Raw genomic sequence first — 22900 nt, 5'->3', positions numbered from 1 at the left:
ATGTTTTATAGGTTATTGGTATGTAATTTTGATACCTTAATTTGACATAACATTTATATAATAGAGGGGGGATTTTATGAAACGTTACGGAGTGATAATGGCAGGAGGTGGCGGAACAAGGTTCTGGCCGCTGAGCAGGAATTCAACGCCTAAGCAATTTTTAAATATTACTGGTGAAGATACAATGATAAATGATACAATAAAAAGGATATTAGATTTGGTGCCACCTGAACAAATAATTATTGTTACGAATAAAGCTCAAGAGAGCACATTGAAAAAAGTGATATTAAAAGAAATACCTGATGAAAACATATTGGTAGAGCCCTTTGGTAGAAATACAGCGGCTTGTATAGCATACGCTTCAATGGTAATTGAAAAAAGGGATAAAGATTCGGTAATAGGAGTTTTTCCTTCTGACCATTACATTAAAAATACTTTCGAATTTCAACGGGTCTTAAATGCTGCTTTTAATATTGCGGAAAATACCGAAAAGCTTATAACTATGGGCATAACTCCCACATTCCCATCAACCGGGTACGGTTATATTAAATACGATAAGGAAAACACAATAAAAGTTGATGAAGTAAAAACAGCATACGAGGTAAAGGAGTTTGTAGAAAAGCCCGATGTACAAAAAGCAAAGCAGTATATTGAAAGTGGAGATTACCTTTGGAACAGCGGTATGTTTGTTTGGAAAACGGAAGTTATTTTAAAAAATTTTGAGAGATTTTTACCGAGGATTTATTATAAGCTAAAATCTATAATTGATGTTTTAGGGAAAAATGAAGGATTTAAAGAATTGGAAAAGGTTTATAAGGATCTACCGGACATTTCTATTGATTACGGAATAATGGAAAGGGCTCTAGATGTAGCGGTGATTCCATGTGATTTTGGCTGGAGCGATGTGGGAAGTTGGGATTCCTTGGGAAGCGTAATTCCTCCAGATGAAAACGGCAATATAATAAGAGGAGAGCATGTAGAAATTGAGACAAAAAATAGCATATTATATTCTAACGGCAGGATGGTAGCAGCAGTAGGTTTGGAAGACATGATAGTTGTAGAAACTCAGGATGCAATACTTGTTTGTCCAAAGAAGAAAGCTCAGGATGTTAAAAAAGTTGTAGAAAAATTGAGGAAAATGGGAAGAGAAGATTTACTATAAAAAAAATAAAGAGGGTATAGAATGAAACGAGTATTTTCAGTCCTTTTGATATTTTTATTATTATTTTCTTTATTTGTGTTTTTACAGTATAAAAAGGATCTAACAGCGTTCGCTACTTACGAAAAGGATAAAAGTAACTTTAGTAAACACGAAAGTAAAGACGAAAAAGAATTAGAAGAAAATTCCAATATTGTAGATATTTCTTTAGTTGCTGTAGGGGACGTAATGATGCATACTCCTCAAATATGGTCGGGACATGTAGACAAAACCGAGAAATTTAATTTTGATTATTTTTTTGATGAAGTAAGGGAAGATATTATGTCGGGGGATATAGCTATAGCAAACTTAGAGACAACTCTTGCTGGAAAGGAAAAAGGATTTACAGGGTATCCCCTTTTTAATGCCCCTGATGAAATTGCCGATGCTTTAAAAAATGCAGGATTTGATGTTATTGTGACCTCTAATAATCATTCTATGGATAGGGGAGAAGAAGGGGTTTTAAGGACGATAAAAGTTTTAGAAGAAAGAGGATTAGTAAACGTTGGGACCAACAAGAGCAGAGAAGAAAATATTTTAAGAATCCTAAATGTTAAAGGTGTTAAAATCGGGTTTTTAGCGTATACATATGGTACCAATGGGATTTCCGTAAAAAAATCCTACTTAGTAAATATAATTGATGAGGCAAAGGTTTTGAAAGATGTAAGTAAAGCAAAAAATGAAGTGGATGTTCTCGTTGTTTATTTTCACTTTGGAAATGAGTATCAGCGCAAACCATCGGACTTTCAAAGGGAATTGTCAAAAAAAGTAATTGAGGAAGGTGCGGATATTGTTATAGGCAGTCATCCTCATGTAGTCCAGTCGGGCGAATGGATTTTTATAAAAGATGAAAATTTGAATCAAAAAAAATACGTGCATTATTCGCTGGGCAATTTTATTTCTGCGCAAAGATTTCCCTATACCGATGAGGGATTAATATTAAGGGTTAATATTGAAGTAGATAAAAAAAGCAACAAAGTTTACATTGAAGAAGTAGAAGAAATTCCCACATGGGTTCATCGATATAGGGAAAATGGAAAAATAAAATTTATTGTAAAAAAAGGCAGAAAACCTAAAAATTAAACGGTGTATTGATGTTCTTCTTCACATGCTTTTTTTACTTCAGCAGAACAAGCTTCTTTTTTACCCTCAGCTCCTAATAAACAATAGCATGTTATGCCATAGCATGTTTCTTCACATTTTAAATACGGGCACTCGGATATCTGAGTAAAATCGGTTTTTTCTGGGACTTTCATAAATACCCTCCTTGTCATAGATAAAATATTATAAAATTGTAATGTGTAAAAACATCATCGGTTAATAGATGACATTTAATAAAAATAACATTTATTAAACATATTTATTTCTTTTAATATATTAAGCTGACAGTAAATTATAAAAATATGATTTTTGATAATATAAATATATACTGAAAATAATAAAAAATCAAGAATATTACGAAGATAAGAAAAATATCTTTTTCACATATAAATCACTCGAAGGGGTTGAAATTATGGATAATAAGTATAAAGTTCTTTTTGCGGTGTTAATAGGAAGCATGTTGGGACCGATAGATGCGAGTGTAGTAAACGTAGCGATGCCTACTTTTTCGAAAGTATTTAACGCTCCTGTGACAACAGTGAGCTGGGTTTCAATGTCTTATTTATTAGTTCTTAGTAGTTTACTTTTAACCTTTGGCAGATTAGGGGATCTTATGGGTTATAAGAGTTTATACATAACAGGGATGGGTGTTTTTACAGCTTCTTCACTGTTTTGCGGACTTGCAAATAAAATAGGTGTACTCATATTTTTTAGAGCTCTTCAAGCAGCAGGAGCTGGTATGATGATGGCGGTTGCACCTGCAATAATTACAAACACTTTTCCTAAAAGCGAAAGGGGAAAGGCGCTGGGGTTTAATGCAATGTCCGTAGCAGTAGGTTTAGCTATTGGACCTTCCTTGGGAGGATTTTTATTAACTTATTATGGCTATAGATCGATATTTTTAATAAATATCCCCATAGGCTTGTTGGGGATGCTGCTTTCTAATAAAGTAATCCCTCGGTTTGAAAGAAAGAAAAAAGAACCTTTTGACATAGAAGGGGCTTTTTTGGCTTTTGTCTTTCTTTTTTCAATACTCACTTTTTTGAGCAAAGGGCAGGAGTACGGATGGAGCTCAAAAAAATCTATATTTTTACTTCTATTTTCTATTATTTCCTTTGTGCTTTTTATATTAAGGGAAAAAAGATTCACTCATCCTATGCTGGACTTGACACTTTTTAAAAACAGGATGTTTGCAGCAAGTAATATTAGTTGTTTATTGAATTATACAGCTCAGTACATGATGATTTTCCTCATGCCCTTTTTCCTTACAAAATCAGGCTATTCTTCCAGTGAAATTGGAATTATAATGACGGCCTTTCCTCTAACCGTTCTTTTAATTGCGCCCATCAGCGGAATATTATTCGATAAATCTGGTTCCTTAATATTAAGTACTACTGGTGCAGGAATTTCGGCATTATCTCTTGTGCTTCTTTCTAAAATGCCTTTCAATTTTAGATCGATTGACGTAATAACAAGATTAATTATATTTGGAATAGGGAATGGACTCTTTCAGACTCCTAATAATAGTGCGGTAATGGGAAGTGCTCCAAAGGATAAACAGGGTGTTGCTGCGGGGGTTTTGGCTACAATGCGCAATACAGGAATGGTTTTGGGTATAGCACTATCAGGTGGGTTGTTAGCGTTAAGGCAAAATTATTATCTAAGGATTTTGCCTAAGGCTTCTAATATTAATGAATTATCATTCTTATATGGAGTAAAAGATGCCTTGTTTTTGGCGGCATTTATAGATTTCTTGTGCATTTTAACCTCTTCAACGAGGGGCAAAAATGAGGAAAGTATAGAGGAGGATGTTTTTAAGTAACATTGTGGTTTAAAAAGAAGCATAAGTTTTCTCCCCAGTAAATATCTTTTTATTGTAAAAGTCAAATGCCTGGGGAGGAAAATTATGAAGAATAATTTCATACAGTGTAAAAATAAAAATATTATCATTTTAATACTGATTTTATTTTTTTGCCTTTATTATTTTATTTTTTTTAGGATTTCAGCGTTAAATGTGTTCTATATTAAAAAGTCCCTGCTTGGAAAGGTTATTGTTATTGATCCTGGTCATGGGGGTATAGATAGCGGTGCTTTTCATCAAGATGGGACCCTTGAAAAGGATATTAATTTAATGATCTCTTTAAAATTGAAAAAAGCCTTAGAATTAGAAGGTGCCAAAGTGATAATGACGCGTACTACTGATGAAGCATTAGATGATAGGAATAATAAAAGCAGCTCAAGGCATCGAAGGGATTTAATAGCAAGAACGGAAATAATTAATAGTTCAGGCGCAAATGTTTTTTTGAGTATACATGTCAATTCTGAAAAAGTAGCCCCAAAGGTTAGAGGGCCAATGATATTTTATTTTAGGGAAAGTTTTGAGAGCAAGCGCTTAGCGGAGATTTTGCAAAAATATCTTGAAAAGGCATATTCATCTTCAGGGCATAGGGTACCAAGTAGGAATCCTTATCCAAACTCTTCACTTTTTTTGCTTTGCAATACCAAGATTCCGGGTGTGATTATTGAAGTCGGGTTTATAACAAATGCACAAGACCGCCAATTATTAAAAACTTCAAGTTTTCAAGTTCTACTGGCAGAGGAAATAAAAAATGCGTTAGTAGAATACTTTTAAAATATTTAAATCAAGATTTTTTATGATATAATAAAAAAAGCATTTTTTATTATTGCAAATTTGAAAAAGGTGGTAACATGGATAGCAGATTGAAAAATGAATTATTGGAATGGATTAAATCCATTGCTATAGCATTGATTATTGCCTTAGCGATAAGGGCATATGTCTTTGAACCCATGATAGTACCTACAGGTTCTATGATACCTACAATAAATATTGGGGATCGGATATTAGTAAATAAGTATATTTACAGGATAAAACCTCTTCAAAGGGGCGACATTGTAGTTTTTAAATACCCTGACGATCCATCTCAGACTTTTGTAAAAAGATTAATTGGATTGGGGGGAGATATAATAGAAATAAAAGATGGGGTATTATTTATAAACGGGAAAGAGTATAAAGAAAAGTATCTGAATGAGCCAATGGTTGGAAGTTTTGGCCCTTATAAAGTACCGGAAGGATACTACTTTATGATGGGTGATAACAGAAACAACTCAAAGGACAGCCGTTTTTGGATAAATAAATTTGTGCCCAGAAAGTACATTGTTGGGAAAGCTGTTTTTAGAATTTGGCCGTTAGGAAGGATAGGCAGGATCCAGTAAAAATTAAAATAGATAAAAAAATAATTGGTGTATTATTGAATTTAATGATATTGTCATGTATAATATTATATGCGTAAAATTGTGGGCGTGTGGCTCAGCTGGGAGAGCATCTGGTTCGCAATCAGAGGGTCACGGGTTCGAATCCCGTCACGTCCACCATATTAAAAGTGGGGAATTAGCTCAGGTGGTTAGAGCGCTACGCTCACATCGTAGAGGTCTGGGGTTCGAATCCCTAATTCCCCACCATATTATATTGACAAAAAACAATTGATATGTTATCCTATAAAAGCAGTGGGCGTGTAGCTCAGTTGGGAGAGCACCACAATGGCATTGTGGGGGTCACGAGTTCAAGTCTCGTCACGTCCACCATTTTTATTTTTACAAAGGATAAAAAAATAATTTACTTTGAGAAAATGCCCTAAATTGGGCATTTTTTTATTTTAAACATGTTGTCAAAAATAAAATTAACTGATAAAATAAATGCATAACATTTGGCATATAGCAAAAAAATGGGCATATATAACACAGAAAAAAACTGATTGATTAATATACTTTCCTTATAAAGTAAAAAAAAGTATAAATAATAACAAAGTTATTAAAACGGCATAAATTTTGCTAATTAAAAATAAATAAAATAATAACATAAAAAATAAATTTTTTTAAAAAACGGATAGGGGGTGTTGGGTAGTATTAAACTTAAAGCTTTAGTGTAGATTTCGATTTTTTGAGAAAGGGGGATTAATTTTGTCGAAAAAAGGAGTTATAATAATAATTTTAATTTTGCTTCTTTTGGCTTTTTCATTACCTCTTTTTGCCGATGAAGGGCAAAAGGAAAATAAACCTGAACATTACGGTGCTTTATCGTTGTTGCCACCGGTATTAGCGATAAGCCTTGCTATTATTACCAAGGAAGTATTGAGCTCTTTGATTATAGGAATAATGAGCGGGGCTTTGATATTAACAGGAGGAAATTTATGGGAAGCTTTTAAAAAAGCAATGGAAACTATAATTAATACTGCTGGAGATTCTTCCTGGAATTTTAGGGTGCTTTTGTTTACAGCACTTTTGGGTTCCCTTGTGGGAATGGTATCGAGGGCCAATGGCCCACAGGCTTTTGGAAAATGGGCTGAAAAACACATTAAAAGTAGAAGTGTAGCTCTGTTTATAACATGGTGCCTTGGGGTATTAATTTTTATGGATGACTATTTTAACTGCATGACGGTAGGTACGGCTTTACGGCCAGTTACTGATAGGTTTAAAGTTTCAAGGGCAAAGCTGTCTTTTATAATCGACTCAACGGCTGCTCCTGTATGCACTTTGGTGCCTATATCTACTTGGGTTGCTTATGTTGCTTCATTGCTCGTCCCACTTTTTGAGCAATATAAACTTAATTTGAATCCCTACAGTGTTTACGTGCAGATGGTGCCTTACGATTTTTACCCTTGGCTTATTGTTTTGATGGTGCTCATAACATCTTTTACCGATTTGGAGTATGGTCCAATGGCAAGATCCGAATACAGAGCGCTAGCAGGGCTTGGACTTTGGGATACCTCTATTATGAAGAATCCACCGGGAGACGAATTTGAAAACTTAGAGAAATCGGAAAAAGGTTCTGCAATAGATATGGTAGGCCCCCTTTTAGGGTTAATTTTAATAATTATTTTGTGTATGGCTTATAGCGGCGGCTTTTTCGATGGAAAAGCAGGATTTTTTACAGCAGTTATGAACAGTGATTCCGCAACTGCCCTTGTGTGGGGTGCGTCTTTGACACTGCTTTTAACAGCAATCTTTTATTCGATAAGAGGTGTAGTGAGACTTAAAGATTCTATGGAAGCGGTAATTCAAGGTGCAAAGTCTATGATGGTAGCTCTTTTCATACTTTCTCTTGCATGGACTATTGGTTCAATTTGCAAAGAAGTAGGAACGGGTGTTTATGTATCGAGTATAATGTCCGAAACCTTCCCGGCATGGGCGGTACCCTTCACTATATTTGTTCTTTCTGCATTTATAGCTTTTTCTACAGGTACGTCGTGGGGTACATGGGCAATTATGATTCCTATAGTTGTACCTTTAGCTGTCTCGATGAAAATAGATTTGTTGCCCGTTATTGCAGCAGTATTATCCGGCGGAGTATTCGGAGACCATTGTTCTCCTATATCTGATACGACAATTATGTCATCAACAGGAGGAGCATGTCCTCACATAGAACATGTGAACACTCAGCTTCCCTATGCACTGACAGCAGCAATTACATCGGCTATTGGTTTTCTAATATTAGGTTTTTATAAGAATGTGTTTGTAGTATGGATTATAACAATTGCCCTGTTCTTTGGAGTAGTTTACATAATGCACAGAATGTTTGGAGAAGCAAGATATGCAAAAGAAATAGAAAGGATGAGAAATGTTAATTAGAAAATCAGTAAGGGGGGTTTTCCCCTTTTTTTACTTTTACTTTATTAAATTACGTAAAAAGTTAAAAATAAATTTTTGACAATATTAATAAATTATGATAATATCAAAATCAAGTGTAAAAATGAAAATTTTGGGTGATATTATGGCGGATGAAGAAATTAAGAGGATTTCTCTTGCTGTAATAAGGAGACTTCCCAAGTATCATAAATGCTTGGGAGAACTTTTGAGAAACAATGTAGAAAAAGTATCTTCCCAGGAATTAGGGCAGATGCTTGGATTTACTGCATCTCAGGTGAGGCAGGATCTTAATAATTTTGGGGAATTTGGACAGCAGGGATACGGTTATAATGTAGAACAACTTTATAATGAAGTCGCGAAAATTCTGGGGCTAAATACCGAGCACAAAATGGTAATTGTAGGTGCTGGGAATTTAGGTCAAGCATTGGCGAATTACAAAGATTTTGAAATTCACGGATTTAAGCTGATCGCCATGTTTGACACAAACACACGATTAATAGGTTTAAAGATTCACAACGTTCCTGTATACGATTTAGATGAGCTTACTTACATTGTAAATGAAAACAACGTGGATATTGCAATAATTACAGTTCCAAAAGAAAGTGCCCAACATGTAGCTGATATTTTAAGTGGTACTGTGATAAAGGGTATATGGAATTTTGCACCTGTTGAAATAAAGGTACCACCCCATATCATGGTAGAAAATGTCCATCTAATAGACAGCTTATTTACTTTAAGTTATAAAATAAACGAAAACAAACTAATGGAGAGGTTAATGAAACAAAAATCAAAACGAGATGAATTAAAAGAGAAAATTATAAAAAACTCTAAATAACCTTATATAAGATTAAAAAGCCGGTTTTAAAAACCGGTTTTTTTATTACAACAAAATTACATTTATTTTAAAATTTGGTTTTTAAAAGGATTTATGGGTAAAAAAGTAGAATTAAAAAAGAAAAGGATTCAAGGGGGTAGACAATTGACTAAGAAAGTAATAATTGTTCTATTCGTAGCATTTATATTATTTCAATCCTTAGCTTTAGCATCGACTAATAAAAAATCAATAGAGATTTTTATTGATGACAAAAGGGTAATATCTGATGTTTCACCTTTTATTTACAATAATAAAACATTGGTTCCTTTGAGGGTAATTTCTGAAAATTTAGGGGCAACTGTAAACTATGAAATTAGTATTAAGAGGATAGTGCTTTCGTATAAAAACATAACGATACTTTTAAAAGTTAATGATCCTTATGCATATATAAGTGGCAAAAAAATTAATTTGGATGTTCCGCCAATGATAAAGAATAATAGGGTATTTGTCCCGCTCAGATTTATAGCAGAAAATTTTGAGGCAAAAGTTTATTGGGATGGAGAAAATAAGATTGTTAAGATATATAGGGAAATTGAAGAAATAAAGGAAATTTGTTGGGATGATAATGAAGGGGTATTAAAAATAATAGGAGATAATCCATTAAATTTTTCTATACAAGAAAAGGAAAATAGTATAATTGTTGACTTATCCGCTAAAGCAAAGCAGGATCAAAATTTTAATATTTTTAATGAGAAGTTTCTAAAAAATGCCCAAATTATATCGACCGATAAGGGGACTCGGATAATTTTAGAAAAAAAAGAAGGTTTATTATATGAATACTTTATAGAAAATGGAGTTCTTAAAGTAAAATTTTTTAGCCTAATCAATAAGCTGGAATATGTTAAAAATAGTGAAGGTTCTACTATTACAATTATGTCTTCCGGTCCCGTAGAATATAAATATTTTACCTTGGGTTCACCTGAAACCAATGATTATAGGTTGGTTGTTGACTTTTATTACTCTCGTCCTGCCTTTGAAATTCCAAAAGTGGATGGGGATATATTTTTAAAAAGTATTAGAGCAAGTCAGTTTTCGATAAATCCGGCTATAACGAGACTTGTTTTTGATATGAAGGGAGATTTCAACTATTTTATTGACAAAAAGGATGAAGGTTTGCTGATAGAGTTTAAAAATAATGCAAAGTTGTTAAATGTAAGAACAGAAAATCAAGAGGGAAAAAGCCTTGTTATATTTGAACTTGACAAAATTACTACATATTCGGTAAAAGAAGATGCGTTAAATAAAAATATAATTATTGAAATTAATAAAACAAATTTAGTGTATGACAAAAACTCTTTAAATATTGTTTTTTTCAATGAAATACCAGGGAACATATTTTTGAAAGAAGATGAGAGTAAAAATATAGTATCAGCATTCATAAATAGGGGTGATTCTAAACTATTATATGATGTAAATGCTGTTGAAAATAAAATTGTCATAGAATTTTCTTCCCTATTACTATTTGGGAAAACTATTGTAATTGATCCAGGGCATGGAGGAAGCGACCCTGGAGCGGTATATCAAGGTGTATATGAAAAGGATTTAAACCTTGATATAGCCTTAAGACTGAAAAAGATTTTAGAAGACAATGGAGCAAGGGTTTTAATGACCAGAGAAAGCGATGTATACGTAAATTTATACGCTCGAGCTGGTATGGCGAACGAGATCAAAGCCGATGTTTTTATAAGCATTCACAACAATTCCAGTCCAAATCCTGCTACTTCAGGGGTTCAGACTTTATACTTTCCAACTCCTGAAAAAAAGAAGCTTGCAGAGCTAATACAAAAAAGTATGGTGCAATCCTTAAATATTCCCGACCTTGGAATTATTGAAAGAACAGGTATTGTAGTTATAAGAGAAACGGTAATGCCTTCATGCCTTGTAGAGGTAGCTTTTATGAGTAACCCTAAGGATTTATCCCTTTTATTGGATGAAAATTTCAGGCAAAAGGCTGCAGAAGGAATATTTAAAGGTATTCTAAATTATTTCGAAAAAGCATCTTAACCGGATTTTTATAGAAACAAGGTTTTGTAGATACACCCATTTGGTGAAGTAAAATCGATTATATGATATAATTTATTTAAATGAAGTTTTATGGAGTTGAATACTGATGGTCTATTTGATACTAACTGGACTTGTCAACAGACTGGGTCTTTTTATTGTTATAGCCTATATTCTTTCGAGAAATAAAGCCTTTAAAAACCTCATATTGAAGCACCGTGTATCACTGCTGGATAAAATTTTGTTATCGGCCATATTCGGTACCTTCGGCATACTGGGGACTTATATGGGTATCCCGGTCTGCGGGGCTATCGCAAATTCGAGAGCCGTGGGAGTTATAATAGGAGGACTTCTCGGGGGTCCCTTTGTAGGCCTTTTATCCGGGCTGATAGCAGGCTTTCACCGCTGGGCCATAGATATAGGCGGTTTTACAGCACTGGCCTGTGGAATCTCTACATTCACTGAAGGGACCATTGCAGGGCTTCTCCACAGGAAACTGAATCCTGCCAATATGAATTGGAAGACAGCTTTAGTTATAGGCTTTGGTCTGGAACTGCTTCAGATGGTTATCATACTTATTGTAGCAAAGCCTTTTTCAGCAGCACTGGCACTGGTAAAGGTAATATGGTTTCCAATGAGCTCTGTAAACGCATTAGGCATTGCTATATTTATATTAATAGTTGAGAACATATTCCGTGAACAGGAAAGGGTAGGGGCTTACCAGGCCCAGCTTGCTCTTGATATAGCCGCGGAAACGCTGCCCTATTTGAGACAGGGATTGAATGAGTTTTCTGCTTACAGAACTGCCAAGATAATATACGAGAAGTCGGATTACGACGCTGTTGCCATAACAGATAAAAGGCAGATCCTGGCACACATTGGGATTGGAGAGGAACATCATAGAAGCGGCTTTGATGTTTTGACTAAAGCTACCAAGAGGGCACTGGAAACCGGCGAATGTCAGATAGCCTCTAATAAAGAAGAGATAGAGTGCTTCAACAGGGACTGTCCTCTGAAATCAGCTGTGATAGTTCCCCTAGTAGAAAATGGAGGGGTAATAGGATGTTTAAAGCTTTACAGGACCAGGGAAAACAGCATAACCAGCGTAGACATAAGGCTGGCGCAAGGACTTGCGCAGCTCTTTTCCACACAACTGGAGCTTTCGAGGATGGAGCTGCAGGCAAAGTTACTAGCAAAGGCCGAGCTCAGGGCGTTGCAGTCCCAGATAAACCCGCATTTCCTCTTTAATGCCTTGAATACCATTATTTCAATCTGCCGTAGGGACCCCGAACAAGCCAGGATTCTTCTGATACATCTTGGAGAGTTTTTCAGAAAGAGCCTGAGTGCGAACAAAGAACTGGTACCGCTTGAGCAGGAGATTGAGCATGTAAAGGCATACCTTGCCATTGAACAGGCCAGGTTCAGCGAGCGATTAAAAGTAGTTTTTGAAATAGAGCCTGGCACCAACATAATGGTTCCTCCCCTTATACTTCAACCACTTGTTGAAAATGCCGTAAAGCATGGCTTGCTTCCAAAAAAAGATGGAGGTAGGGTAGTGGTCAAAGCTAAAAACGTGAAAGGCGGTGTGGAAATAACCGTGGCCGATGACGGGGTAGGTATGGACGAAGAGATGGTTGAAAATATCCTTTCACAGAAGATTGCAAGGGAAAATATAGGTCTATACAATGTGAACAAGCGACTAGAGAGTCTTTACGGGCATGAGAGCCGTTTAAAAATATCTTCAAAGCCTATGTTGGGTACGGTTGTAAAATTCTTTATCCCTGTTTCGGCAAAGATTTGGAGGGAGGATGATGAAACTTACCGCGCTTTTGGTAGATGATGAAAGCCCTGCCAGGGATGAGTTGCGTTACCTTCTGGGAAAATACCCGGAAATAAACGTGATTGGAGAAGCCTCTTCGGGGGAGGAGGCCATAGAAAATGTTATTGAACTTAACCCGGATGTAGTCTTCCTTGATATAAAACTTTGGGATATGGATGGTTTTGAGGTTGCCAGGCGGATTTTTGAGAAGGGTAAAACCCCTATTATAATATTCGCAACTGCTTACGATGAGTACGCAGTAAAGGCTTTTGAGATAAACGCGGTTGATTATATTCTAAAGCCTTTTTCTGCTGATAGGCTGGAAAAGGCGGTGCAAAAGGTAATAAATATGTTCAAAAATCAGAGGCAAAGCGAAGAGGTCCTGAGGATTGCCGAGTACCTAAGGACCAAGGAGATACCCTTGTGCAACAAGCTATCTGTCTGGAAGAACGGTAGGATCTATCTAATCTGCCCTGAGGATATATGCTACTGCGTTGCCGTAGAAAAGGGAAGTATAGTTAAAACCAGACAGGGTGAGTTCAGCACATCTTATACCCTCTCCGAGTTGGAAGAAAAAATAAAGAGCCCGAATTTTTTCAGGACACACAAGAGCTATTTGGTAAATCTGGACAGAGTTAAGGAGATAATTCCATGGTTCAACGGTACGTTTATCCTTTCTATTCAAGGATATGAAAAGGATGAGGTCCCGGTCAGCCGCCGCCAGGCCAAAGAACTCAGAAAGTTATTTGATATATAGTTGAGTGTGCCGTTCAGCCCCCCTTCGTTGCCGAAGGGGGATTATTTTTTGCCGTTTGGAGAAAAATTGAACTTTTTGTCGATATTTTGACTAAAATAATATGTGGATAAATAAATCCCACAAGATGTGGGCATATAAGGGGGTTTTGCGTTTGGTTACTTTTTTTGTTTCAATTGCTGTTCTCATTCTGGGTTATATCATATACGGCACGTTCGTTGAGAGGGTATTCGGTGCCGATGAGAAAAGGCAGACGCCCTGTTACACCTTAGCCGATGGTGTCGACTATGTACCGATGGACAAGTACCGCAACAGCCTTATTCAGCTTTTAAATATTGCTGGCCTTGGTCCTATATACGGTGCGATTTCCGGAGCTCTTTGGGGCCCGGTGGCTTTCCTGTGGATCGTATTCGGCGGTATATTTGCAGGTGCGGTTCATGACTACCTATCAGGTATGCTTTCGCTCAGGAACAACGGTGCCAATGTTCCCGAACTGGTGGGTAAGTACCTGGGTTCAAAGGCCAAGATATTCGTGAACGCATTTTCAGTCGTGCTATTGGTGTTAGTGGGTGTTGTTTTTGTCAATGGCCCTGCCGGTTTGCTGGCGATTTTGACGCCCGAAGTTCTGACCAAAAGCGTATGGGTATGGATAATTTTCCTCTATTATTTCTTGGCAACAGTACTACCAATTGATAAGATCATAGGAAGGATTTACCCAATATTCGGAGCCATACTTATCATAATGGCACTGGGAATTGGTGGATCACTTATATTCCAGGGATACCAGATACCGGAACTTACGCTACAGAACCTGCATCCCAAAGGAACACCTATATGGCCGCTGATGTTCATAACTATAGCCTGTGGTGCTATAAGCGGTTTCCACTCCACACAATCACCTATAGTGGCCCGTTGTGTCAGAAATGAAAAAGAGGGAAGAATGATCTTCTACGGTATGATGATATGTGAATCCATCATAGCACTGATTTGGGCAGCTGCGGCAATGAGCTTTTACGGTGGAACGGCGCAGCTTGGCAAGGTACTTTCCTCAACTGCGGGTGCTTCTGCTGTTGTAAAGGAGACAGCCTTTACTATGATGGGCCCACTTGGAGGCGTGCTTGCAATACTTGGTGTAGTGGTACTTCCCATAACTTCAGGAGATACAGCTTTTAGGGCTGCCAGGTACACCATATCCGAAATCTTTAAATTGAGTCAAAAGAACGTGATAGATAGGTATAAAATTGCAGTACCGCTATTTATAGTAGGGGCTGTATTGTCCCAGATAGATTTTCAAATTATCTGGAGATACTTTGCTTGGTCCAACCAGACCCTTGCAATGATAATGCTCTGGACCGGAGCAGTATATCTCGCAAGAGAGGGCAGATTCCATTGGATAGCTACCCTACCAGCGACATTCATGACGGCAGTTAGCGTGACTTATATACTCCAGGCACCGGAAGGGCTGAGACTGCCTACAAGTGTATCGTACCCAGTAGGTCTTGTGGTGGCACTGCTGACTTTTGTTTACTTTTTGCTCAAAGCCAGACAGAATACTCCAAGCATAGAGCTTCAAAAATAAATAAAGTTAAAAAACTGGTTTATATCATACCCCCTTTTTTTGGGGGGTTATTTATTTTTGCAAAAAATGACCTTTTCTGCCATAAAATGTATGTTAGGCTTTTATAATTTTGTAAAGGGTATATTTTTTGGAATTAAAAGCCCTGCAAAAACATAAACTTTATTGACAGAAATAGGGAGGTTTGATATTATACTTTTGATAATTAAGGGGGTTTTAATCAATGTCACCAATAGCGGGTTATTTTTTTATATTTTTTGCTCGTGTAGCTGATGTATCCCTTGCGACTATAAGGACTATTATGATTGTTAAGGGACATCGGGTTCAAGCTGCTTTCATAGGTTTTTTTGAAGTAATTATATATATAACTGCACTTACTCAGGTTGTTGGGAAACTGAATAATCCTTTAAACCTTCTTTTTTATGCTGCAGGTTTTGCAACTGGAAACTATGTCGGTAGTCTTCTTGAAGAAAAGCTTGCATTGGGATATACCACCGTTCAGGTTATAACTAAAAAATCTCAACTATGTGATAAAATTAGAGGTTGCGGTTTTGGAGTCACAGTATTGAACGGTATGGGGAAAGAAGGAACGAGGGAAGTTTTAATGATTTCAACAGCAAGAAAGGAATTGTCAAACCTTATATCTTTAATAGAGGAAGAAGATGAAGAAGCATTTATTACTGTATTGGATACAAAATCGGCAAGAGGGGGATACTTTAAGCAGAATAAATAAATCATTATTTAACCTTCTCCAAAATATATATTATTAAGATGGTATTTTGGAGGAGGTAGATTTATGCCTAAAAGACTTATTGGTATATTCTTGGTATTATGTATAGTTTTTACGATTACAGGGTGCAATATTTTGAATTTTACTGAAAAAGGGAAATCTGAACAAAAGAATACGATTGAGGAAACCCAGGCAAATTTAAGGAAAACTGTTCTATACTATGTAAATGAAAATAATTTACTGGTACCTGTGACTAAAAATATCCCATGGGTGGAAGGAATTGCAAAAGCAACTATAGAAAATTTAATAGATAAAGCCGAAATAAGAGAACACCTCAAAGACAAAGGGTTAATGCCTACATTACCAGAAAATACTAAGCTTTTGGGAATGACGATCAGAAACGGGGTTGCAAAAGTCGATTTTAGTAGGGAATTTTTAAATTTTAAAGACAAAACAGCAGAGAAAACTGCAATTTTATCACTGGTTTATACCCTCACAGAATTTCCTACTATTAATAAAGTCGAATTATTAGTTGAGGGTAAACCGCTTAAAAAGTGTCCCTTTGGAACCCAGTTAAATCCCCAATTGGAAAGGGAGAATATTAATCTTGAATCAAAGGGACAAAATATAAATAATGTACAAAAGGTTACCTTGTTTTTTAAAGGGACAAATAAAGAAGGTACATTCAGCTATTATGTTCCTGTTACCAGACTTGTAAAAAACACTGATAATTTGATGAAAACTGCCCTGCAGGAGTTAATAAAAGGGCCAAAGCCTAATATGGGGTTGACAGCAGTTATTCCAAAAGAAACAAAGGTGCTAAGTGTAGTTAAAAAGGATAATGAGGTCATAGCAAACTTTTCGAAAGAACTTGAAAATTTCGGAGGAGGATTAGAAAACGAACAGGCAATTGTAAATTCAATTGTCCTTACACTTACCGCTTTTGAAGGTGTAGATAAAGTTACAATTCAGGTGGAAGGAAATAAAACAGTGTTATCTGAAGGCACAGTTTTGGATACACCAATATTAAAACCTCTTTTTGTTAATCCTGAAAGTATATAAAATTTAAGACTTGGTAAGGGGCAAAAAAAGATATTAAAATATTTATAAAGAAAAAATAAAAATAAACTTAAATTGCAGTAGAAGGGATGGATAGTATTGATAAGAACTGACGGTAGACAGAATAATGAAATAAGGCCGGTAAAGATTACTCGCCATTATAATAAATACGCTGAAGGATCGGTTTTAATCGAATGTGGAGATACTAAAGTGATTTGTACAGCTACAGTAGATGATAAAGTACCTCCTTTTTTGCGTGGAAAGGGACAAGGCTGGATTACTGCGGAGTATTCCATGCTCCCAAGAGCTACTGAGATTAGGAATGTAAGGGAAACATTAAAACCAAGCGGTAGGACCATGGAAATTCAAAGACTTATTGGGCGGGCGCTTCGTTCAGTTGTTGATTTAAGTGTATTAGGGGAACGAACTATTTGGATTGATTGCGATGTGATTCAAGCGGATGGTGGTACGAGAACAGCTTCAATCACCGGAGCTTTTGTGGCTCTTGTGGATGCACTAAAATATATGAAGGATAATAAGCTTATTAATTCTATTCCTATTGATAGTTTTGTTGCGGCAATAAGTGTTGGAATCGTCGATGGTGAGAAGCTTTTGGATCTGAAATTTGACGAAGATTCAAAGGCTCAGGTAGACATGAATGTGGTCATGACCGAAAAAGGCCAATTTGTAGAAGTTCAGGGGACAGGCGAAGCATTTCCTTTTTCAAGACAAGATTTAGATGAACTTTTGGAACTTGCTAAAAAAGGTATAGACGAGCTTATAATAGTACAAAAAAATGTTTTAAAGGATATTTTAAGTGAAGTGGAAAACAAAGAGGTAGAAAACAAATGAAGCTTGTTATAGCAACCTCCAATAAGGGAAAATTAGAAGAGTTCAAACAAATGCTTTCCGATACACCTTTGGAAATTTTATCTTTATTAGATTTTCCAGGAATTAAAATTGTAGAAAATGGGAATTCCTTTGAAGAAAATGCTGTGATTAAGGCTGTAGAAACTGCCAAGAAGACCGGATTACCCTCTTTGGGTGATGATTCAGGACTTGAAGTAAAATTCCTTGGAGGAAAGCCGGGTATTTTTACAGCAAGATATGCAGGAGAAAACGCTACTTCAGATGACAATATAAAAAAACTGCTTTCGGAATTGGAGGGAGTCCCTTTTGAAGAAAGAGAAGCCCAATTTGTATGTTTCTTATGCTTTGCTTTACCGAATGGGAAATATTATATAGAAAAAGGTAATTTAAAGGGTTTTATTACATTTGAACCAGTAGGCAAAAACGGGTTTGGATATGACCCTGTATTTTATGTACCGGAATTAGGGAAAACCTTGGCCGAAGCAGATTCTGAAACAAAAAATAGAATAAGTCACAGAGGTAGGGCTTTGGAAAAAATAAGGAGGCACATACTTTGCGAATTGGTGTATTAAGCGATACCCATGGAGATTTTAGCTCTTTAGAAAAAGCTATTGATAAGTTAAAAGATGTAGATTTGATACTACATGCAGGAGATTTTTATAAAGATGCTGAATATGTAAAGGCGGTCACTTGTAAGAAGGTTATAGGAGTTTTAGGCAATTGCGATGTAAATTTTGGTTTAGATGGTGATTATGAGAAGGTCTTGGAAATTGAAGGGAAAAGATTCTTTTTGACACATGGACACTATTTTTATATAAAATCAGATTTGGGCTTACTCATAAAAAGGGCAAAAGAACTATGTGCAGATGTGGTTGTATTTGGCCATACTCATAAGGCATTAAATATTAAAATTGATAATATTATTTTTTTCAACCCAGGAAGTACAACTTTGCCGAGAGGAGAAAATTTGCCTTCCTGTGGAATGATAGAGGTAAATAAAGAAGAAATTTTGGCTAAGGTAATAGAAATCTAGTACGAGATAAAAAAACAAATTTAAAAATATTTTATTATAGGTTTTATATATCTTGACTCATTAAAAAAATTATTGTATACTATACATTGTCTTTAGGGTATCGAGGCATAGCGCAGTTGGTAGCGCACATGGTTTGGGACCATGGGGTCGGGGGTTCAAGTCCCTCTGCCTCGACCATTATGTGCGGGAATAGCTCAGTTGGCAGAGCACCAGCCTTCCAAGCTGGGTGTCGCGGGTTCGATTCCCGTTTCCCGCTCCAGTATATTTTATGCGCCCGTAGCTCAGCAGGATAGAGCAACGGACTTCTAATCCGTGGGTCAGAGGTTCGAATCCCCTCGGGCGCGCCATTATGTGGTGGATATAGTTCAGTTGGTCAGAACGCCAGATTGTGGCTCTGGAAGTCGTGGGTTCAAGTCCCACTATCCACCCCATTTATTAGATGCTGGGGCGTAGCCAAGCGGTAAGGCACGGGACTTTGGATCCTGCATCGTAGGTTCGAATCCTGCCGCCCCAGCCATTATTTGTTTAGGGCCATTAGCTCAGGCGGTAGAGCACCTGACTTTTAATCAGGGTGTCGGAGGTTCGAGTCCTCCATGGCTCACCATGCGGGCGTGGCGGAACTGGCAGACGCGCTAGACTTAGGATCTAGTGGTAACCCCGTGGAGGTTCAAATCCTCTCGCCCGCACCATACGTTGAACAGATTAACCTCGGTATAAAACCGAGGTATTGTTTTATTATTTTTGTATTTTATAGATTGTTAATTTTTTTTATGTTATAATAAAAAAGCAACAATGGAAGTGGAAATAGTGAGGAGGAGCATAATGAAAGTAAATTTGGAAAAAATAGAAAATAATGTGGCTACTCTAAAAATTGAGGTAAGCGAGGAAGAATTTGAGAAGGCTTTAGAAAAATCCTTTAAGAAAAATGCAAAAAGATTTAATGTCCCTGGTTTTAGACGTGGAAAGGCACCAAGAAGCATAGTTGAAAGATACTACGGGCCAGAGATATTATATGAAGATGCAGCTGAATTTGCTTTATCAGAAGCTTATAAAATTGGCATAGAAGAAAACAATTTGGAACCTGTGGATCATCCCGATTTTCACATTGAACAAATAGAAAAAAATAAACCATTAATAGCAATAGCAAAAGTTACCCTAAAGCCGGAAGTGATATTGGAAGAATACAAAGGATTAGAAGTGGAAAAAGTGGTATATAATGTTAAAGAAGAAGACGTAGAAAAAGAACTAAAGGAATTACAGGAAAGAAATGCAAGGTTTGTTAATGTTGAAAGGCCTCTAAAAGAAGGAGATTTGGCAATTATAGACTTTGAAGGTTTTATAAATGGAGAACCCTTTGAAGGGGGCAATGCTCAAAATTATCCATTAACCATTGGATCAAATACCTTTATACCGGGATTTGAAGAAAAGCTTATAGGCATGATGCCGCAAGAAACAAGGGAAATAACAGTAACCTTCCCTGAAAATTACCACAGGGAAGATTTAAAAGGAAAGGAAGCAACCTTTAAGGTAACTTTAAAAGAAATAAAAGAAAAAGAATTGATGCCTCTTGATGATGAATTTGCAAAAGATGTTAGTGAATTTGAAACCCTTGAGGAATTAAAAAAGGATATCAGGAATAAACTTGAAGAGAGGGCAAAGAATTTTGAAGAAAATTCGTTAAAAGGTTCTATTTTAAAAAAACTAATTGAAAAAGCAAGAGTGGATATTCCTCAAGTTATGATAGATAGAGAAATTGAAAGGCTCATATACGATTTTGCTTTAAACTTAAGGCTTCGCGGGATTAACTTAAATGAATACCTTGAAGCAGTGAAGCTTACACCAGAAGAATTTAAAAATAAGTTCCAGGATAGGGCTATAGAGAACATTAAAACCTCGTTGATTTTAGAGAAAATAGCAAAACTTGAGAATATAACAGTTTCTGAGGAGGAATTGGACCAGGAACTGCAAAAATATGCTGAGAGAGCAAATAAATCCTTAGCGGAGTATAAAAAAGGTCTTAAAGAGGAAAACATAGAGTATATAAAAGATAGACTGCTGACCGACAAGATATTTAAATTTTTGATAGAGAATGCAAAAATAACCGAAAAAGAAGCCGATGGTATATATAGTAATGGAGAAGCAAAACAGGAAGAGGTAGAATAAATTTTTAAAAGGGGAGGCGTTTTATATGAGCCTTGTTCCTATTGTTGTTGAGCAGACAAATAGAGGGGAAAGGGCCTACGATATATATTCGAGACTTTTAAAAGAAAGGATTGTATTTATTGGTACACCCATAGATGATACAGTAGCAAGCCTTGTTATCGCCCAGCTGCTTTATCTTGAATCCGAAGACCCTGATAAAGATATTTACCTTTATATTAATTCACCCGGTGGTTCTGTCACTGCAGGGCTTGCAATATACGATACTATGCAGTATATTAAACCAGATGTATGTACCATGTGTATGGGACTTGCTGCCAGCATGGGGGCAGTACTTTTAGCAGCGGGTGCTCCCAAAAAGAGATTTGCCCTTCCAAATTCCAGGATAATGATACATCAACCTTGGGGCGGTGTTCAGGGTAGGGCAATAGACATTGAAACTCACGCGAAAGAAATACTTCATTTAAGGGGTATATTAAACGAGATTTTAGCAAAACATACCAATCAGCCCATTGAAAAAATTGAAAAGGATACTGATAAGGATTATTTTATGTCTGCACAGGAGGCAAAAGAATACGGGCTAATAGACGAAGTCATTTTTAAGAGGGTTAAAAGCTAACAAGACGAGGTGATAAAATGTTTAAATTTAACGACGAAAAGGGTCAGCTTAAGTGCTCTTTTTGCGGAAAAACTCAGGATCAGGTAAGGAAATTGGTTGCTGGCCCTGGCGTATATATCTGTGATGAATGTATAGAACTCTGTAATGAAATAATTGAAGAAGAGTTCAGCGAAGATAATAAAATGGACTTTTCCGATATTCCAAAACCTAATCAGATAAAAGAAATATTAGATCAATACGTTATCGGGCAGGAAAAAGCTAAAAAGATTTTATCGGTAGCGGTTTATAATCATTATAAAAGGATTAATTCCAATGTGAAACTGGATGATGTAGAACTTCAAAAAAGTAATATTATAATGCTCGGCCCCACGGGAAGTGGAAAAACCTTACTTGCTCAAACCTTAGCAAAGATTTTAAATGTTCCTTTTGCTATAGCTGATGCTACTTCTTTAACAGAAGCAGGGTATGTGGGCGAGGATGTTGAAAACATTTTATTGAAACTTATTCAAGCTGCGGATTACGATATTGAGAGGGCAGAAAAAGGTATTGTATACATTGATGAAATAGATAAAATAGCACGAAAATCAGAAAACCCTTCAATTACGAGAGATGTTTCTGGAGAGGGTGTACAGCAAGCACTGCTTAAGATCCTTGAAGGCACTATTGCCAGCGTTCCACCCCAAGGAGGCAGAAAGCATCCTCATCAAGAGTTTATCCAGATAGATACAACAAATATACTTTTTATTTGCGGCGGAGCTTTTGAAGGCATTGAAAAAATAATAGCCAACAGATTAGGTAAAAAGGGTATAGGTTTTGGAGCTGAAATAAGGAGCAAAGAAGATAAAAATGTAGGTGAAATATTGAGCCACATAATGCCTGAAGATTTATTAAAATTCGGCATGATTCCGGAATTTGTAGGTAGGGTTCCTATAATTGTAACATTAGATGCCCTTGATGAACAGGCTTTGATAAGAATATTAAAAGAGCCGAAGAATGCTTTGGTAAAGCAGTATCAAAAATTATTTGAAATGGATAATGTGCAATTAGAATTTACCGATGAGGCCTTAGAACTGATAGCTCAAGAAGCGTTAAAAAGAAAAACAGGGGCAAGAGGTTTAAGAGCTATTATGGAAGAAATTATGATGGATGTAATGTACGAAATACCATCAAGGCAGGATATTTCAAAATGTGTTGTGACAAAAGAAGTGGTGATGAAAAAAGAACCACCGATTTTGGTTACAGCCGAACGCAAAAAAGGAAAGAAAAAGGAAGTTACTGCGTAAAAGAGCGCAAGCGCATATGCTTGCGCTTTTTTTATGTAACCCTTTCCAGGATAATTTAATCTACCTTTGCTAATACTATTAAAAGCCGGATTCTGGAAAGGGAGGATAGTGTAAAATATTTTTAGGTCAAAAAGGAGGAAAAAGCAGAAAAAATGTAGA

At 36.3% G+C, this 22900-nt stretch carries 20 protein-coding genes and 10 tRNA genes; 29 read left to right on the top strand and 1 reads right to left on the bottom strand.

Annotation, left to right across the window (positions count from 1 at the left end; translation table 11 throughout):
• Positions 1–76: 76 nt before the first annotated feature.
• Together ACPLVF_RS10360 and ACPLVF_RS10355 are read left to right on the top strand one after the other, a co-directional pair.
• Positions 77–1162, top strand: coding sequence for a mannose-1-phosphate guanylyltransferase (locus ACPLVF_RS10360; RefSeq protein ID WP_424907758.1), 1086 nt, complete (start codon positions 77–79; stop codon positions 1160–1162).
• A 21-nt stretch (positions 1163–1183) separates the two neighbouring features.
• Complete coding sequence (locus tag ACPLVF_RS10355; protein WP_424907757.1) at positions 1184–2281, top strand: CapA family protein; 1098 nt, start codon at positions 1184–1186, stop codon at positions 2279–2281.
• Here ACPLVF_RS10355 and ACPLVF_RS10350 read toward each other — a convergent pair.
• Complete coding sequence (locus ACPLVF_RS10350) at positions 2278–2454, bottom strand: hypothetical protein (protein ID WP_424907756.1); 177 nt, start codon at positions 2452–2454, stop codon at positions 2278–2280. The two genes, ACPLVF_RS10355 and ACPLVF_RS10350, sit on opposite strands and share 4 nt — an antisense overlap.
• Positions 2455–2711: 257 nt before the next feature.
• Between ACPLVF_RS10350 and ACPLVF_RS10345 the strand changes: the two genes are divergently transcribed.
• From ACPLVF_RS10345 to clpX, 27 genes are all read left to right on the top strand, one after another.
• Complete coding sequence (locus ACPLVF_RS10345; protein ID WP_424907755.1) at positions 2712–4121, top strand: MFS transporter; 1410 nt, start codon at positions 2712–2714, stop codon at positions 4119–4121.
• An 84-nt stretch (positions 4122–4205) separates the two neighbouring features.
• A complete protein-coding gene (locus ACPLVF_RS10340) occupies positions 4206–4931 on the top strand; it encodes an N-acetylmuramoyl-L-alanine amidase family protein (protein ID WP_424907754.1) in 726 nt (241 codons plus the stop codon).
• Between the two features lie 77 nt (positions 4932–5008).
• Positions 5009–5533, top strand: a complete 525-nt coding sequence (lepB, locus tag ACPLVF_RS10335; protein ID WP_424907753.1) for a signal peptidase I — start codon at positions 5009–5011, stop codon at positions 5531–5533.
• Between the two features lie 83 nt (positions 5534–5616).
• A tRNA-Ala gene (locus ACPLVF_RS10330) sits at positions 5617–5692 on the top strand.
• Between the two features lie 10 nt (positions 5693–5702).
• Positions 5703–5779, top strand: a tRNA-Val gene (locus tag ACPLVF_RS10325).
• A 47-nt stretch (positions 5780–5826) separates the two neighbouring features.
• Positions 5827–5902 (top strand) — tRNA-Ala (locus tag ACPLVF_RS10320).
• A gap of 375 nt (positions 5903–6277) precedes the next feature.
• Positions 6278–7945, top strand: a complete 1668-nt coding sequence (locus ACPLVF_RS10315; protein ID WP_424907752.1) for a Na+/H+ antiporter NhaC family protein — start codon at positions 6278–6280, stop codon at positions 7943–7945.
• Positions 7946–8066: 121 nt separating this feature from the next.
• The gene (locus tag ACPLVF_RS10310) at positions 8067–8798 is read left to right on the top strand and encodes a redox-sensing transcriptional repressor Rex (RefSeq protein ID WP_424907751.1); all 732 of its coding nucleotides are present in this window, start codon (positions 8067–8069) and stop codon (positions 8796–8798) included.
• Between the two features lie 144 nt (positions 8799–8942).
• Positions 8943–10841, top strand: coding sequence for an N-acetylmuramoyl-L-alanine amidase (locus ACPLVF_RS10305; RefSeq protein WP_424907750.1), 1899 nt, complete (start codon positions 8943–8945; stop codon positions 10839–10841).
• A 106-nt stretch (positions 10842–10947) separates the two neighbouring features.
• Complete coding sequence (locus tag ACPLVF_RS10300) at positions 10948–12678, top strand: LytS/YhcK type 5TM receptor domain-containing protein (RefSeq protein ID WP_424907748.1); 1731 nt, start codon at positions 10948–10950, stop codon at positions 12676–12678.
• The gene (locus ACPLVF_RS10295) at positions 12650–13414 is read left to right on the top strand and encodes a LytR/AlgR family response regulator transcription factor (RefSeq protein ID WP_424907746.1); all 765 of its coding nucleotides are present in this window, start codon (positions 12650–12652) and stop codon (positions 13412–13414) included. The genes ACPLVF_RS10300 and ACPLVF_RS10295 overlap by 29 nt, the downstream gene beginning before the upstream one ends.
• A 151-nt stretch (positions 13415–13565) precedes the next feature.
• Positions 13566–14990 (top strand): carbon starvation CstA family protein, encoded by a 1425-nt coding sequence (locus tag ACPLVF_RS10290; protein WP_424907745.1) that lies wholly within the window; start codon positions 13566–13568, stop codon positions 14988–14990.
• A 220-nt stretch (positions 14991–15210) separates the two neighbouring features.
• The gene (locus tag ACPLVF_RS10285) at positions 15211–15720 is read left to right on the top strand and encodes a DUF2179 domain-containing protein (RefSeq protein ID WP_424907744.1); all 510 of its coding nucleotides are present in this window, start codon (positions 15211–15213) and stop codon (positions 15718–15720) included.
• Between the two features lie 63 nt (positions 15721–15783).
• Positions 15784–16779: a GerMN domain-containing protein gene (locus ACPLVF_RS10280; RefSeq protein ID WP_424907743.1), complete on the top strand. Its 996-nt coding sequence runs from the start codon at positions 15784–15786 to the stop codon at positions 16777–16779.
• Between the two features lie 96 nt (positions 16780–16875).
• Positions 16876–17628, top strand: a complete 753-nt coding sequence (gene rph / locus ACPLVF_RS10275; RefSeq protein ID WP_424907742.1) for a ribonuclease PH — start codon at positions 16876–16878, stop codon at positions 17626–17628.
• On the top strand, positions 17625–18218 hold the full coding sequence (locus tag ACPLVF_RS10270) for an XTP/dITP diphosphatase (protein WP_424907741.1): 594 nt from the start codon (positions 17625–17627) through the stop codon (positions 18216–18218). The genes rph and ACPLVF_RS10270 overlap by 4 nt, the downstream gene beginning before the upstream one ends.
• The gene (locus ACPLVF_RS10265) at positions 18200–18679 is read left to right on the top strand and encodes a metallophosphoesterase family protein (RefSeq protein WP_424907740.1); all 480 of its coding nucleotides are present in this window, start codon (positions 18200–18202) and stop codon (positions 18677–18679) included. The genes ACPLVF_RS10270 and ACPLVF_RS10265 overlap by 19 nt, the downstream gene beginning before the upstream one ends.
• Positions 18680–18780: 101 nt before the next feature.
• Positions 18781–18856, top strand: a tRNA-Pro gene (locus ACPLVF_RS10260).
• 6 nt (positions 18857–18862) lie between these two features.
• A tRNA-Gly gene (locus ACPLVF_RS10255) sits at positions 18863–18938 on the top strand.
• A gap of 11 nt (positions 18939–18949) precedes the next feature.
• Positions 18950–19026 (top strand) — tRNA-Arg (locus tag ACPLVF_RS10250).
• Positions 19027–19033: 7 nt separating this feature from the next.
• Positions 19034–19110: transfer RNA gene (locus tag ACPLVF_RS10245), tRNA-His, on the top strand.
• 12 nt (positions 19111–19122) lie between these two features.
• Positions 19123–19196: transfer RNA gene (locus ACPLVF_RS10240), tRNA-Gln, on the top strand.
• Between the two features lie 11 nt (positions 19197–19207).
• Positions 19208–19283 (top strand) — tRNA-Lys (locus ACPLVF_RS10235).
• Between the two features lies 1 nt (position 19284).
• A tRNA-Leu gene (locus ACPLVF_RS10230) sits at positions 19285–19368 on the top strand.
• A gap of 133 nt (positions 19369–19501) precedes the next feature.
• Positions 19502–20842 carry a trigger factor gene (tig, locus tag ACPLVF_RS10225; RefSeq protein ID WP_424907739.1) on the top strand — a complete coding sequence of 447 codons (1341 nt, stop codon included), beginning with the start codon at positions 19502–19504 and terminating at the stop codon, positions 20840–20842.
• Between the two features lie 25 nt (positions 20843–20867).
• The gene (clpP, locus tag ACPLVF_RS10220) at positions 20868–21458 is read left to right on the top strand and encodes an ATP-dependent Clp endopeptidase proteolytic subunit ClpP (protein ID WP_424907738.1); all 591 of its coding nucleotides are present in this window, start codon (positions 20868–20870) and stop codon (positions 21456–21458) included.
• Positions 21459–21475: 17 nt separating this feature from the next.
• Positions 21476–22741 (top strand): ATP-dependent Clp protease ATP-binding subunit ClpX, encoded by a 1266-nt coding sequence (gene clpX, locus ACPLVF_RS10215; protein WP_424907737.1) that lies wholly within the window; start codon positions 21476–21478, stop codon positions 22739–22741.
• Positions 22742–22900 lie beyond the last annotated feature (159 nt).

Origin of the sequence: Thermovenabulum sp., assembly GCF_049701175.1 — a bacterium.
Classification (GTDB): Bacteria; Bacillota; Thermosediminibacteria; order Thermosediminibacterales; family Thermosediminibacteraceae; genus Thermovenabulum.
Note: the sequence above shows the minus strand (reverse complement) of the source record. Positions and strands in the feature narration are given on the sequence as shown.